Below are 14,558 nucleotides of genomic sequence, written 5' to 3' on the forward strand. Positions count from 1 at the left end.
CCATCACTTCTTCTAGTGTATCACTTAAAAGTAAATCTATGGTACACTGTTGTAAACGATTTCAAGAGGGGGATTCTCATTGAAATCATTTCTGGCGATTGCCCTGCTTCTCTTTCTCGGAATCGCTTCAGCATTATTCTTCGGCCGGGATTTCAGTGAGACTGCCCAGTCGCTTGAATATGACGACGAACAGGAAGGATTAAAGGAAGCGGTTGTTATCAACTTCAGTCATGTTGCAGCAGAAAACACACCGAAGGGAATGGCTGCAAGAAAGTTCGCCGAGCTTGTGGAGGAGCGTTCTGCCGGCAAGATAAAAGTAAATGTATATTCCAACGGCTCTCTGTACAATGACAAGAATGAATATGAGGCATTAAAAAGCGGCCACGTCCAAATGATTGCGCCGGCAACATCCAAAATGACCATCCACTTCCCAAGCTGGCAGATTCTCGATCTTCCTTTCGCTTTCCGTAATGTAAGCGAGGTTAAAGCCGTGTATGAAGGAGCGACCGGTGAAGCACTGCTCGGAGAGTTAGCAGAGGACGGTTTAAAAGGAATGACCTTCTGGTATAACGGGTTTAAACAGATAACGAGCAACAAGCATCCACTCATCCTGCCGGAAGATTTTGAGCAAATGCATTTCCGGATCATGCCGAGTCCAGTACTTAAAGCTCAGTTCGAAGCGCTTGGAGCAAGCACAAGCGAACTCCCATTCAATGAAACTTACAACAATCTGGAGGTCGACTTCATTGATGGACAGGAAAATACAATCTCCAACATTTACACCAAGAAACTTTACATAGAACAAGCACACATGACCATCAGCAACCATGGGTATTTAGGATATGTGGTGTTGATGAATGAAGACTTTTGGGAACAGTTAACGGACAGCCATCAGCAAATACTGACCGAAACTATGGAAGAAACGACGGCGTGGATCGAACGTCATTCCATTGAAATGAATGACGCTTATCTGAGGCAGATGAAAAGGGACGAATCCATTGAGATTCATTACTTGACCCCCGCTGAAAGAGAAGAGTGGCAGAAGGCGATGGAAGCTGTTTACAGACGTCCTTCCACGTTAACCGAAAACAAATGAAGAAAGAGGCGGAATAGAATGAAAACCATTTTTGTAGCGGGACACGCAAAGCTCCCCGGAGGTATGGCTGCCAATCACATCTCCGAGTCGTTGACATTGACACTGGAGATTGACAGGAAATACGGGGTAATTATTGATGCTTCCTGTACCCTGGCAACCGATCATGGCAGGGAATATATAAAATCTCTCCTAAAAGGATACAGCCTGAAAGACGGCACGGAAGAACCTGTTGCGAGCCTCAGAGAAGGATACCTCGGTAAAGCCGGCAACGCTCTTGAAGCTGCCTTGAAAGACTCTTACAAACAATATCAGCTCCATCACTGACAAAAGCACCATTGCCCGGGCAATAGTAAAAGGACCAGACTTCATCTGGTCCTTCCTTTTTTACTGCACATTCTCTCACCCGGCCTTCCTGCCGGCAACCTCAGGCATTCTCCTGGCAATTTCTTTTCCTATCTCCAACGAAGCCGTTGCCGCAGGAGAGGGAGCATTACACACATGGACGGTTCTTTTCCCTGCAATGATATGAAAATCATCTACCAATCTTCCGTCTTTCAACATGGCCTGCGCCCGCACCCCCGATTTTGTCGGGATAACATCCTCCGTTCCAATTTCCGGAACCAGACGCTGCAGGCTCTTCACGAAGCTCTGCTTATGAAAAGAGCGGAGCATTTCCTTCGATCCCTCTTTCACGTTCGCTCCGGCAAGCTTCCAAAATCCCGGGAAGGAGAGGACGTCCAAAGCATCCCTCCATCCAAAATCCGTCTTCTTGTACCCTTCCCGCTTCCAGCTCAGGACGGCATTAGGTCCTGCATGGACACCTCCGTCGATCATCTTCGTCAAATGCACGCCAAGGAAAGGGAAATCAGGGTTCGGTATCGGATAGATTAATCCTTTCACCAGGTGAGCCTTCTCAGGTGTCAATTCGAAATATTCCCCTCGGAAAGGAATGATTCTTACATCCGTGTGAATACCTGCCATCTTTACAAGTCGATCACTGAAAAGTCCTGCACAGTTGACCATGTACCTCGTTCGTATCGTCTTCTTTTCTGTCTCGATGTTCACATCTTCGGGTCCTTCGTTGATGGAACGGACGGCTTCTCCCATTAAAAATTCTGCGCCGCCGCCTTCCAACAGAGCCTTTAATTTGTGACTAACCTGCTTATAATCGACGATTCCGGTGGAAGGAACCTTTAACCCGGCAAGCCCGGCGACATGAGGTTCAATAGCGGTTAGTTCCCGCTTGTCCACCCTTGTCACGTTCAGCCCATTTTCCTGAACTCGTTTGTAAAGCGCTTCTAAACGCGGCAGCTCTTCCTGTTCCGTCGCTACCAGAACCTTTCCGCAGATATCGTGTGGAATGTTATGCATCCTGCAGAACGCTTCCATACTGTTCCGACCCTGAACGGCCATTCTCGCTTTTAAACTTCCCGGCTGGTAGTAAACCCCGGAATGGATGACGCCGCTGTTTCTGCCCGTTTGATGTTCTGCTATTTCTTTTTCTTTCTCGATAACGATTATCCTTGCATGTGGATGTTCCTGCATCAGTGCATAGGCAGTCGATAATCCTACAATTCCTCCACCAATGATTCCATAATCATACATCTGCATTCCCCCTTATTGTAAGAACCTCCCGCGCTGTCGGAGCAGCTCTCGGTGCAGGGATTCATTCCTCTCGAAACCGGCTCTCCCGTGCAGCCAAAAGCGGTTGTTGAGCATAACCAAGTCTCCGACCGGCAGTTCCAGCTCCAATACTCCAGCCGAATTTTCCATTGAACGGGATAACTGACTTAAGTATTGAGCTTCCTGCATCGTTTCGGGATACACAAATTGATCGATAAAGCAGATACAAGGTTTGTTATTCCACATATAAAATGTTTTGCGCGTAACTTCCTCCGACACGTTCTTACTGGCCGGCGCCTTATAAACAAATGGATGTTTCCCCAGCGGCTGGTTATAAAAGTAATCGAAATCCTCCCAATCATCCAAGTGCAGCAGACGGGAACTGCCACCGACCGCATTTTCTTCTTCCATCTTCATCATCAAGAGCCAGTCCGTTGGCTCATCGACATACGTGCCATCTGTATGAAGGGTGAAGCGGCGATATGCCTGGCGAAGATACGAATCACTGTCATCTGTATGTTTCACGGAAAAGCGTGCGTAATACTTTTTAGACATGGCATCAAAGTTAGGAACTCCGGCAAGATGGGAAAGAGCTGTCGAGAACTTCACATAATCCTCTGTGGATGACGTACGCCCCTGTAATCCGATAGTAAAGCCTCCGGAATTTCTGTCGTGAAGCATCGTACAGACAAGCGTTTGAAAGTCTTCGTCTAACAATTGCATCAGAGCATCAGCCACGATCAGACGCTGGTAAGGTATATACTCCAGTTGTTCCACACTGATATCCTGCACTTCGTTCAAGAACTGGGTAACGACTTCTTCTTCCAATTGAATGGAATATAATCGCTGGTGTTTCGGATGCGGCACAATGTTATACCCTCTTCCAGCAAAAGTACGGAGACTATCTTTCTTCATTTCTACTGCACACATGTTTACTCCTCCATTTATTAAGTAGTAGGATATCCAGGGCCCTGGAAACGAAAAAAGCCAGTTTTCTCCCTTCTCTAAGGAGAAAACTGGCTTATACTGCGAATTCATCTCTGGATCCGGCAGAGACGAGACAGTCTTTACAGTTTCATTTTTTATTTTACGAAACGTTCTTTGTAACCGGTTGATGAAAGGGGCTTCCTCTCTATCTGGTTACTTCTAATTTGATAGTACAACTAACTGAAATTTCTGTCAATACCTTCATCCTAAAAAGAGAGCACCATAAATAAGAGCCCCGAGGATGACGAACGCAGGGTTTAGTTTAACCTTCTCCAATAATACAAAGCTGACCACAATCAGTCCGGCTGTCTGGACGGTACCACTACCTTCATAAGAATTATGGAAGAATTCAAAAGCCATAACTCCCAGCAGAACAGCGATGACCGGCCGGATCAAACTCGTCATTTCCTTGACACGCGGGGAGTCCTTGAACTTAGATAATAAACGCATTAAGAACATCATTAAAATCAGGGACGGAGCAACTGTAGCAAACACTCCGACAAATGCACCTAATACTCCAGCCTGTTGATATCCGATTAAGCCGGCAATTTTCGTATTAATTGGTCCGGGCAGGGCATTTGCCAAGGCCAGCATTTCACTAAATTCAGAAACGGACATCCAGCCGAAACGGTCAACGATCTCGTTTTCCGTCAATGGAATGGCAGAAGGACCTCCCCCATAACCGACGATACCAGGGATGAAAAATGCAAGAAAGATCTTCCATAATATCATGACGCCTGCCCCCTCTCTTTTTTACGAGGACGAAGCAGTGCGTAGGCCAACAGGGCCGCTATAAGTATAGCAGGGTGAACTCCCATCCATTCCATTAGGAAAAGCGAGAGAAGTCCAAGCGAAATGGCAAGAAGCCATCCCATATGTCCTTTCGCTTTTATCATAAAATCATAGGTGAGTTTAGCGAGCATGACTCCGACGACAGGAACGACTGCCTTCGTCATTCCGGACACCCATGCCTGATCTCTAAAGTTATTTAAAGATGTGAGGAAAATGATCAACAACACGATGGTTGGAAGGACCGAAGCCACCAGTGCATTCATCATCCCGACTACGCCCGACACGCGATAACCAATATATCCAGCCATTTTTGTGGCAATTGGGCCGGGCAGGGAATTCGCAAGAGCAAGGACGTCCCCGAACTCATCATCCGACATCCATTTATATTTCTCGACCACTTCCTTATGCACAAGAGGAATAGAAGATGGGCCGCCGCCATAGCCGAGCATGCCTACTCGGAAAAATGCTATAAAAATATCCCACTGTACCATTACCATACTCCTTTCTCCGCTCCCCACTGTACTCCAAATCGATTGGATTTTCTACTCTTACCTATCTCCTCTGGTACAATAAAGGGAAGCAAAAGAAGGGAGTCTTGCCGTTCATGAAATTTGTATTAGCACCGGATTCATTCAAAGGCAGTTTATCGTCAATCGAAGTCAGTCAGGCGATGAAACAGGCCATTCGCGCCGTTCTACCGGATACAGAAATCAGGGCTATACCGATGGCGGATGGAGGAGAAGGAACCATCGAAGCATTGGCAGCCTCTATTCCTCATGAAAAAATCTCCTTCCCATGTACCGGCCCCCTGGGAGAAGAATCGACGGGCTGGTATGTCAAGACGGAAGATAGAGCAATTATAGAAGGTGCAGCCATCGCGGGACTTCCTCTCGTCCCGAAGGACAAAAGAAACCCTGATCATACGACAAGCTACGGCATTGGCCACGCAATCAGACATGCGCTCGATGAGGGGCTGCGCGACTTCATCATCGCAATCGGCGGCAGTTCTACAAATGACGGGGGACTCGGTATGCTTCAGGCTCTTGGAATAAAAGCATTAGATGGTAACCGACAGGCTGCAGGTATCTTCGGTAAAGACTTACATAACGTCGAGCATATGGACTTTACGACCATCGACCCAAGGGTGTCGGAAGCGACAATTCAAGTAGCCTGTGATGTCGATAATCCATTAACAGGTAAATCCGGGGCCAGTCACGTTTATGGCAGGCAAAAGGGAGCAACAACAGAGCAGATACTCGCCTATGATCAAGCGTTATCGTGTTATGGGAAATTGGTAGAAGAAGCAGTAGGTCATCCACTGATGGATCAGAAGGGAGCAGGTGCTGCAGGAGGACTTGGATTTGCTTTCCTGGCGCTTGGCGGCATCCTTACGTCCGGAGCCCAACTCGTGGGAGAGGCCGTCCAATTGGAAGAAGCGGTCCGGCATGCAGATTTGGTGATTACGGGGGAAGGGCAGAGTGACGATCAAACACTTTACGGCAAAGCACCAGGGTATATCGCCGAGCTATGCCACCGGCACAAAAAGCCGGTCATTCTCCTCTCCGGAAGCCTGGATGGAGATATTGAAAAACTCAACGATCGATTCACCGCCTGCTTCTCCATTGTACCAGGACCCAGGACACTCGATGACTGCCTGGACCATGCAGAAGCCTATGTGAAGCAAGCAACCACACAAATCGTACGGTTATTTAACCATAAGTGAGAGGAGGGCGCATGGCCCTCCTCTTTTTTATCTGATCAACTTGAACGTCCCCATTCCTTTGGCAGCCATCACACCCTCCGTGTCATACATTTCTGCTTCCGCAGTAACAATCTTATAGCCTTGCTGCAGCAACTTTCCTTTGGCGTAGAGATCGCCTCCAGAAACCGGTGCAAGATAATGGACATTCAGGTTTATAGTAGAACAGCGCGTCTTGGTCGCAGAACGGATGGTCATCCCGAGAATCAAGTCGATCATGGATGCGTGGACGCCTCCGTGCAACGTGCCGTTTACATTTCTAAGCTTATCTGTCACAGCAAGCTTCAGAAGAACATCCCCCTCTTCAAAGCGTATAATTTCAAACCCAATGTGCTGGAAATAAGGACTTTGTTCAAAACTCAAACGAACATCATCAACAGAAGCAAGCATGGAGTTATCCCCCTTCATTTCCCCTGGAAAACAGCTCTGCGTTTTTCCATAAAGGCCTTGGTCCCCTCATTTTTATCTTCCGAATTGAACAGGATCGCCTGAGACAGCTTTTCAAGAAGCAAGCCGGTCTTCATATCCGTCTCCGCTCCCATGTGTACGGTCAGCTTGGCAAGCTGGACTGCCAACGGTCCTTTGGCGAGGATCTTTGCAGACACTTCCTCCACTTTTGCTTTCAGGTGCTCCGGCGGTACCATGTCGGTTACAAGTCCTATTCTAAGCGCCTCCTCTGCTTCGATGACTTTTCCGGTCAAAATCATTTCCAATGCTTTTCCTTTTCCGACAAGCCTTGTAAGCCGCTGGGTGCCTCCTGCCCCGGGGATGATGGACAAATTCAGTTCAGGAAGACCAAACTTTGCGTTAGAAGAAGCGATACGGATATCACAAGCCATAGCCAGTTCACATCCGCCACCTAAGGCGAGACCGTTGACCATGGCAACCGTCGGCTTTTCAAAACTCTCGATACGATCGTACACTTGCTGCATATCGTTTTCCTTTAAGGCATCGATGCCTTTCTTGTCAGGCATTTGACTAATATCCGCTCCGGCTGCGAACGCTTTCTCCCCGCTTCCAGTGAAGACGACGAGTTCGACTTCCGGATCGGCTGACGCTCGATCCAGTGCCTCACTCATCTCCTCAAGCGTCTGTTTATTCAGTGCATTCCTTACTTCCGGACGATCGATCCTTAAATATGCGAGCTTCCCTTCTTTTCCATATTGAAGCATTTTCTCCTTCATACGTCTCATCCCTTCCTTTTTTGGTCGATTTGTTCCACCATCAATGCCATTCCCTGTCCTCCGCCGGCGCATAAAGCAGCAATTCCTACCTGTTCGTTACGTTTCCTCATTTCGTGGAGCAGGGTTACAAGTATCCTCGCGCCGCTGGCACCGACTGGATGACCTAAGGCGATGGCTCCTCCATTGACGTTGACGCGTTCCCTGTCCAGTCCGAGCTCCTGTATGACAGCAAGGGATTGAGAGGCGAACGCTTCGTTCAGTTCGAATAAGCCGATATCTTCCATTCTCTTCCCTGTCCTTTGCAGAAGCTTCATAACGGCAGGTATCGGGCCGATCCCCATAATCTCCGGAGACACTCCCGAAGCAGCCCAATCCACAACCCGGGCGAGAGGAGTCAGCCCCATCTCCTCAGCCTTTGATGCGCGCATCATAATTAGTGCAGCTGCACCATCATTACGACCACAGGCATTTCCGGCTGTTACGGTGCCGCCTTCTTTAAAAACGGTCGGTAATGCGGCTAGTTTCTCCTCCGTTGTCTCCGGACGTGGATATTCATCCGTTTCAAAAATACTGGTACCTCCCCGCTTATTTAAAGAAACCGGAACAATCTCATTCTTAAACTTCCCGTTGCTGACAGCTCTTCCAGCCCGCCGCTGGCTTTCCGCAGCAAACTGATCCTGTTCTTTCCGTGAAATACCGTAGCGCTCTGCGACATTTTCCGCTGTCACCCCCATCCCAAGACCACTTCCATATAGTTCATGAGGTTGCTGCCCTGCTTCTGTATTGGAGTCGACAAGGTGTGTCCGGTCGCCCCCAAACCTTGCGTTTCTAAGATATATTGGTGATCTGCTCATGCTTTCCGTTCCTCCTGCCACAACGATGTCCGCCTGCTTGAAAAGGATTTGCTGGACGGCGGAAGCGACACACTGCAGACCGGAAGCACATAAGCGGTTGATCGTATAGGCGGGAGATTCTTCCGGAATTCCTGCACGCAGAGCTGCGACCCTTGCGACATTGGAGGCTTCCGTTGTCTGCCTGACTTCTCCAAAAATCACCTCGTCGACTTGATCTTTTCCCACTCCCGAACGGTCCAGAGAAGCTTTAATGACAGTCGCTGCTAGGCTTGAGGAGGGCTGGTCCTTCAACGCTCCCCCGTATCGGCCGATTGCGGTTCGGACAGCACTGACAATGACGACGTCTTCCATCTCATTCCTCCTACCTGGCATATTCCTTCTTCAATTGTCCCGCAATGATGTTTTTCTGAATTTCAGAGGTTCCCTCATATATTCTTGTAATCCTGGCGTCACGGTAAAATCGTTCGATCGGGTAATCGGATATGTATCCAATCCCGCCATGGACTTGTACCGCTTTATCAGCGACGCGGTTGTAGACCTCGGAACCATATAACTTAAGCATGGCAGCTTCCTTGATCACCTTCTGTCCTTGATCGACCATCCAGGCAACTTTGTAGGTCAGTGCGCGAAGTGCTTCTATTTCCACCGCCATTTCCGAGACCATATGAGCTACTGCTTGATGATCAATGATTGGAACGCCGAACTGTTCCCGTTCCCGGGTATAGTGCATCGATAAGTCGAGCAGCTTTTGACAGGAGCCGAGATTCCTTGCAGCCAGTCCTGCCCGGCCATTGGCAAGTATCTTAAGCGCGTTGACATAACCTTGACCGATTTCTCCAAGAACATTCGCTTCCGGCACCTCACAATCTTCCATAATGACTTCCGCCGACTGGGAGCCGTGAAGCCCCATCTTCGGTTCTACTGCCCCTACGTGAAAGCCCGGAAAATCCTTCTGTATGAGGAACGACGTAATCCCCTTCGCTCCTTTCTCCGGATCGGTCACTGCCATTACCGTGAACACATCCGCAATAGGTGCGTTTGTTATATAGTGCTTCGTTCCGTTTAACAGATACGTATCGCCATGTTTGACGGCTGTCGTCTTCAAATTGGAGGCGTTGGAACCGGCACTCGGCTCGGTAAGGGCGAATGCGCCAATCGAATCCCCCCTTGCCATAGAGGGAAGATACCTTTCTTTCTGAAGATCATTTCCCATCTCGACAATGCCCACTGTTCCAATACCCGTATGCGCACCGATCATCGTGGTATAACCGTTGTGTGTCGCTCCAATTTCTTCATAAAGTGCACACTTACCGACCATTCCAATGCCAAGTCCTCCATAGGCTTCCGGTATACTCAAACCAAACAAGCCCATCTGTTTGGAAGCTTCCAAGATCTTATCGGGAATCCTGTCTTCTTTTTCGATGACTGCCGCTGCCGCTTCCACTTCCGACTGGACAAATTCTCTGACGTTTTTCTTCAATAATTCCACGTCTTTTCCCAAGGTGAAATCCATCTGCCGCTCTCCCTTCCTTTTTCTTCCTTCTATATAAGAAAAAGCCGGTCTATCAGTCTACTGATAAAACCGGCCATCCCGTCATTCTACAGCCAGGTCGACAACTTTGCCCTCTTCAATGACACCGATACGAAGATTGGTATGGAAGCCACCGTTCTCATCCAACTTAACAATGGTATAAACCTGCTTCTCTTCCGGCAGTGCTTCCAGACCTTTCTGCATATTTGCCCGGATTGCCTCAGGATTATCGACACTGCCTGCTGCTTTCATTGCTTCCATAAAAATATACGTGGCAACATAGTGATAGCCGGCCTCCGATCCAGGTGTTTCCCCATGTTCAGCTTCATATTTTTCTATGAATTCAGCCGTACCCGGAAAATCAGAATCTACTAATGGAAGCACTCCGACAGAACCGTTCAACATGTCATAGGATTCTGTAACGACTTTCATCTCATCGAACTTCGCCTGGTCCATGACAAGGAATCCGCCTTCAAAACCAAGCTCTCTTGCCTGCTTGGCTACTTTCGCCGTCGGTTCCGAAGGTCCTCCGATAAAGAGTACGTCCGGATCTTCCTTCAGCGCATTTGTCACGAGTGTGAAGAAATCCGTATCTTTTGTGAAATCGATGGAGGAGTTGTAGACGACCTCGCCACCCTGCTCCTCCCAGTAAGGAACAAGTGCTTCCGTCCAGTCTTTTCCGTATTGTGTCGCTGCAGGGAGTGCTGCGAGCTTCTTCCCATGGTTCTCCATGGCATAATTAGTGAACGGCTCCAAATAGCCATCATAGCTGGGCGGAATTCTTACCGTCAGTTCATTGCCTGCTGCTGTAATGTCCGGCTCACTGGAATAGGCGGCTACTAAGAAATTTTCCTCTTCATTGAAGACCTGCATTGCTTTGATTCCACCGCTGTGAGGAGAGAAAATGATCGGTGTGTCATTCTCCTGAAGCATGCGTTTAGCGTTCGCTGCCGTTTCGTTCGGGAGGTATTTGTCGTCGAGAGCAACGACGTTGAACTTATACGTCTGTCCATCGATTTCAAAACCACCGTTCTCATTAATTTCATCCACTGCCATCGAAAGCCCGTTCAAGGTTCTTTCCCCATAGTAGGCCGCAGGACCACTCAAAGGACCACTGTATCCGATATGGACGACTTCCTCCCCGTCCTTCACTTCCGGCTCATTCGTTTTTGCATCTGCCTCTCCTTCTCCTCCCGACTGGGTGGACGGGTTATCAATACATCCTGCCATAACCATCATCATCGCCAACATCACGAACAAAACCGATAGTTTCATAGATTTCATCGTATAATCCTCCTATGGTTTTTAACTGACTTGTGATTACGCACCAATATATGCTTTTCTTACGGTATCGTTGGCCAGCAGTTCTTCCGCCGTTCCTTGGACAACAACTCTGCCGCTTTCGTATACGTAGCCGCGATCCGCAATCTTCAAAGCTGCATAGGCATTCTGTTCCGCAAGCAGCACCGTTGTCCCGTCCTTATTAATCTTCCGGATGACGTCAAACATTTGCTCGACAATGAGCGGTGCGAGTCCGATGGATGGCTCGTCTAGAAGCAGAAGCTTAGGCTTCGCCATCATAGCCCGTCCAATGGCCAGCATCTGCTGCTGTCCTCCACTGAGTGATCCGGCAGCATCTTCCTTCTTATCGCGAAGGATCGGAAAGAGCTCATAGGCTTCTTCCAAAGATTGTTGAACCTGTTTCCGCTTTCTCCTGTGCACATATGCTCCCATTACAAGATTCTCTTTCACAGACATTTGCGGAAAAAGTTTTCGATCTTCCGCACACTGAACAATACCGGAACGGACAATTTTATCCGGAGCTGTCCCTTGAATGGGTTTTCCTTCAAACAGAATTGTACCGGTGCTCGGTTTATGAAGTCCGCTCACCGTATGGAAAGTAGTGCTTTTCCCCGCACCGTTCGAACCGAGGAGCACAACGAGTTCCCCTTCCGCTACGCGGAGATTGACATGTTCGACAGCGGCAAGATCGCCATATTTCACAGTCACATCCAACAGTTCAAGCACTGGCACTCCCTCCCAGGTAGGCTTCGATGACAGCTTGGTTATTCATTACTTCATCAGCTGTCCCTTCCGCAATCTTCTCGCCGTAATTCAGCACCATGATTTTGCCTGCAAGTTTCATAATCATCTTCATTTTGTGCTCAATCAGACAGACAGTAATACCACGTTTGACCATTTTCTGCATGAGCTCTGCCAGGCCCTCCGTCTCCCCGGGGTTAATACCTGCGGTCGGTTCATCGAGAAAAACCACTTCCGGGTCGGTAGCGAGTGCCAGAGCAAAAGCGACACGTTTCTTTTCTTCCTGGGATATTCCTCCCGCAACTTTGTCGCGGACGTCCGTCAGTCCGACAAACTCCAGGACTTCCATCGCCTTATCCCGACACTTCTTCTCCTCTCTGTGGAATCGCTTCGTTCGGAGAATGGCATCCCACAGATTGGAATTCGTTCTCAGACGATGTCCAACAATGACGTTATCAAGCACCGTTGCCTGTTCAAATAAATTAGTGGTTTGGAAGGTTCGTGCCACTCCGAGCTTCGCAATCCTGTTCGGAGGCAGCTTTGTAATATCTTCTCCCTTGTAGAATACTTGACCGGTACTCGGTGTATAGGTCCCGCTTAACAAATTGAAGAATGTCGATTTCCCGGCACCGTTCGGACCGATAATGGCATTGATTTTCCCTGCTTCAATTGTGAAGTCCACTTCATTGACAGCGACAAGGCCTCCGAAGCGTTTCGTCAGCCCCTTCGTTTCCATTAACATCCTCATCCCTCCTTCACTTTTTGTTCCGATTCTTCTTCCTGTGGGTCGAAATACGCTTGGCGCCTTTTCGTTTCCGACCGCTTCTTCGACCCCATCTTTACGCGCCAGTCCATATAAGCTCCGGCAATCCCCCTCGGATAGAAAATGATTAACAGGGTGAGGAGTGGACCGAAGATCAGCATTCGATAATCCTGCAGAAATTGAAGCGACTGGGACAGGGCTACGATGAGAAACGTACCGACTATCGGTCCTGCTAAAGTGCCGATCCCGCCGACAAGCATGTACGTCAACAAGTCGAAGATGACCGTCATATAGCCAATATCAGGACCTATGAATCGAATGAAAGATGCATAGAGAGCACCGGCAAATCCAGCAAAGAAGGCAGACAGGACAAAGACAATCAGCTTATTCTTCATGGTCGAAATACCGATAGTTTTTGCAAGATCCTCCCCATTACGGATGGCTATAAAAGTACGGCCGGTCAGCGAGTGTACGATGCGGTACATAACGAGTATGGTGAGTAAAAGAAAAAATAGGATTAAGTAATATTGAGAGAGTGGTGTGTCAAATGACAATGGTCCAATTGCGGAGGGGGCGGGGATTCCAATCAAACCGCGGACACCGCCTGTGAGACTGTCCCATTTATCAATGACAAGGTAGATGATGTAACCGACACAAAGCGTGTAGATCGCAAAGAAGTGTTCTCTCGTCCGAAGAGCAATTAATCCGACGAGACAGCCGATGGCGCTTGTGATCAGGCAGGCAAGCAGAAGAGACAGCCAGTAGTTGAGTTCTGCCTTGACCGTGAGGAGTCCCAGAGCATAAGCTCCGACAGCGAAGAAGCCGGCATGGGCAAGGGACAGATATCCCGTATAACCAGCGAGCAGGTTCAACCCATAGACCGCAATCATCCATATGAAGGCCAAAGTCAATACATGAAGGAAATAACCGTTATTCAGAACGAAGGGAAACAAAACAGCGACGAGGATGAACCCAATAATCCAGCCCCGTTGTTTAAGAAGCGCTCCCAATCAAAATCCCTCCCTTGCAAATAAACCTTTAGGCTTGATGGACAAGATGGCGACCAGAAGCAGAAACGCGATAATGTCTTTATAATCGTTGGATATATAGGTTGCACCGAGACTCTCGGTAAAGCCAAGAATATAGCCGCCGAGAATCGCCCCCGGGACGCTGCCCATACCACCGATGATAATGATGACAAATGCCTTCAATATAACGAGGTGGCCCATTCCCGGAAAAACGAGGTTAATCGGTGCAGACAAGGAAGCAGCAATGGCGGCAAGCGCGCCTGAGATCATGAACGTCAGCATGGCAACTTTGTTTGTGTTGATACCGACAAGGTGTGCCCCTTCCCGATTCTGAGCCATCGCGATAATCGTCGCTCCGACGTATGTCTTTTTCAGGAACAAATAGAGGAGGACCATGACAACAATGGCACCAACGTTGATCAGCACCCGCTGCACCGTCGCCGTCATTCCAAAAATATCGACGACCTGCCCATATGGGGTAACCATCGTGCGGTAATCTGCTCCCCAAATTAATTGAGCGAAAGCTTCCAAAAATAACAGGATTCCGATGGCGGCAATTTTGTCATGGATCGGCGGGGCGTTACGGAGCGGATGAAATACAATCCGGTCCATCAGTACACCAAGCAGACCGACAACGAGGACGGAGACGGCCATAGCAACCCAGTAATGGACACCGTAAAGCAGCATCATAGTCAGAGTGACATACGCCCCGAGCATATATAATGCACCGTGAGCAAAGTTAGGAATATGAAGAATACCGTAAACAAGGGTGAGACCAAGGGCAACCAGACTGTAGACACTTCCGATTGTCAAGCCATTGAACAACTGTTGCATCAGAATATCCATGAAACTTCCCCTTTACGCTCGATTTTTAAGCATATGCCCCGGCCGCCCGGGG

At 48.6% G+C, this 14,558-nt stretch carries 16 protein-coding genes; 3 read left to right on the forward strand and 13 right to left on the reverse strand.

All coding sequences use genetic code 11. The annotated features are described in order from the left end of the window. The first annotated feature begins 79 nt into the window (after positions 1-79). Positions 80-1,096: a DctP family TRAP transporter solute-binding subunit gene (locus AXG56_RS10370; RefSeq protein ID WP_062514345.1), complete on the forward strand. Its 1,017-nt coding sequence runs from the start codon at positions 80-82 to the stop codon at positions 1,094-1,096. Between the two features lie 18 nt (positions 1,097-1,114). Next, positions 1,115-1,420 (forward strand): DUF3870 domain-containing protein, encoded by a 306-nt coding sequence (locus AXG56_RS10375; RefSeq protein ID WP_008634146.1) that lies wholly within the window; start codon positions 1,115-1,117, stop codon positions 1,418-1,420. Between the two features lie 75 nt (positions 1,421-1,495). Here AXG56_RS10375 and lhgO read toward each other — a convergent pair whose 3' ends face one another. The 4 genes from lhgO to AXG56_RS10395 all read right to left on the reverse strand — a co-directional run bounded on the left by lhgO (position 1,496) and on the right by AXG56_RS10395 (position 4,989). Next, a complete protein-coding gene (lhgO, locus tag AXG56_RS10380; RefSeq protein WP_008637691.1) occupies positions 1,496-2,701 on the reverse strand; it encodes an L-2-hydroxyglutarate oxidase in 1,206 nt (401 codons plus the stop codon). A gap of 12 nt (positions 2,702-2,713) precedes the next feature. Then, a complete protein-coding gene (glaH, locus tag AXG56_RS10385) occupies positions 2,714-3,649 on the reverse strand; it encodes a glutarate dioxygenase GlaH (RefSeq protein ID WP_062514347.1) in 936 nt (311 codons plus the stop codon). Between the two features lie 258 nt (positions 3,650-3,907). Further along, positions 3,908-4,438: a chromate transporter gene (locus AXG56_RS10390; RefSeq protein WP_008637689.1), complete on the reverse strand. Its 531-nt coding sequence runs from the start codon at positions 4,436-4,438 to the stop codon at positions 3,908-3,910. Beyond that, positions 4,435-4,989 carry a chromate transporter gene (locus AXG56_RS10395; RefSeq protein ID WP_026578169.1) on the reverse strand — a complete coding sequence of 185 codons (555 nt, stop codon included), beginning with the start codon at positions 4,987-4,989 and terminating at the stop codon, positions 4,435-4,437. The genes AXG56_RS10390 and AXG56_RS10395 overlap by 4 nt, the downstream gene beginning before the upstream one ends. A gap of 113 nt (positions 4,990-5,102) precedes the next feature. Between AXG56_RS10395 and AXG56_RS10400 the strand changes: the two genes are divergently transcribed. Further along, positions 5,103-6,221 (forward strand): glycerate kinase, encoded by a 1,119-nt coding sequence (locus tag AXG56_RS10400; RefSeq protein ID WP_062514349.1) that lies wholly within the window; start codon positions 5,103-5,105, stop codon positions 6,219-6,221. A gap of 27 nt (positions 6,222-6,248) precedes the next feature. On the opposite strand, the gene AXG56_RS10405 is transcribed toward AXG56_RS10400, so the two are convergent. From AXG56_RS10405 to AXG56_RS10445, 9 genes are all read right to left on the reverse strand, one after another. Further along, entirely contained in the window at positions 6,249-6,647 is a 399-nt protein-coding gene (locus tag AXG56_RS10405; RefSeq protein WP_026578167.1) for a PaaI family thioesterase, read from the reverse strand. Between the two features lie 14 nt (positions 6,648-6,661). Further along, positions 6,662-7,441 carry an enoyl-CoA hydratase/isomerase family protein gene (locus AXG56_RS10410; RefSeq protein WP_026578166.1) on the reverse strand — a complete coding sequence of 260 codons (780 nt, stop codon included), beginning with the start codon at positions 7,439-7,441 and terminating at the stop codon, positions 6,662-6,664. Between the two features lie 5 nt (positions 7,442-7,446). Next, positions 7,447-8,646 (reverse strand): thiolase family protein, encoded by a 1,200-nt coding sequence (locus AXG56_RS10415; protein ID WP_008637684.1) that lies wholly within the window; start codon positions 8,644-8,646, stop codon positions 7,447-7,449. A gap of 10 nt (positions 8,647-8,656) precedes the next feature. Then, the gene (locus AXG56_RS10420; protein ID WP_008637683.1) at positions 8,657-9,808 is read right to left on the reverse strand and encodes an acyl-CoA dehydrogenase family protein; all 1,152 of its coding nucleotides are present in this window, start codon (positions 9,806-9,808) and stop codon (positions 8,657-8,659) included. 81 nt (positions 9,809-9,889) lie between these two features. Further along, positions 9,890-11,110 carry an ABC transporter substrate-binding protein gene (locus AXG56_RS10425; protein ID WP_026578164.1) on the reverse strand — a complete coding sequence of 407 codons (1,221 nt, stop codon included), beginning with the start codon at positions 11,108-11,110 and terminating at the stop codon, positions 9,890-9,892. A gap of 36 nt (positions 11,111-11,146) precedes the next feature. Then, the gene (locus AXG56_RS10430; RefSeq protein ID WP_008637681.1) at positions 11,147-11,854 is read right to left on the reverse strand and encodes an ABC transporter ATP-binding protein; all 708 of its coding nucleotides are present in this window, start codon (positions 11,852-11,854) and stop codon (positions 11,147-11,149) included. After that, entirely contained in the window at positions 11,847-12,611 is a 765-nt protein-coding gene (locus tag AXG56_RS10435) for an ABC transporter ATP-binding protein (protein ID WP_008637680.1), read from the reverse strand. The genes AXG56_RS10430 and AXG56_RS10435 overlap by 8 nt, the downstream gene beginning before the upstream one ends. A gap of 2 nt (positions 12,612-12,613) precedes the next feature. Continuing rightward, the gene (locus tag AXG56_RS10440; RefSeq protein ID WP_008637679.1) at positions 12,614-13,642 is read right to left on the reverse strand and encodes a branched-chain amino acid ABC transporter permease; all 1,029 of its coding nucleotides are present in this window, start codon (positions 13,640-13,642) and stop codon (positions 12,614-12,616) included. Then, positions 13,643-14,506, reverse strand: coding sequence for a branched-chain amino acid ABC transporter permease (locus AXG56_RS10445; protein ID WP_026578162.1), 864 nt, complete (start codon positions 14,504-14,506; stop codon positions 13,643-13,645). It lies immediately after the preceding gene. Positions 14,507-14,558: the final 52 nt, after the last annotated feature.

Source organism: Halobacillus sp. KGW1 (assembly GCF_001592845.1).
GTDB lineage: Bacteria > Bacillota > Bacilli > Bacillales > Halobacillaceae > Halobacillus.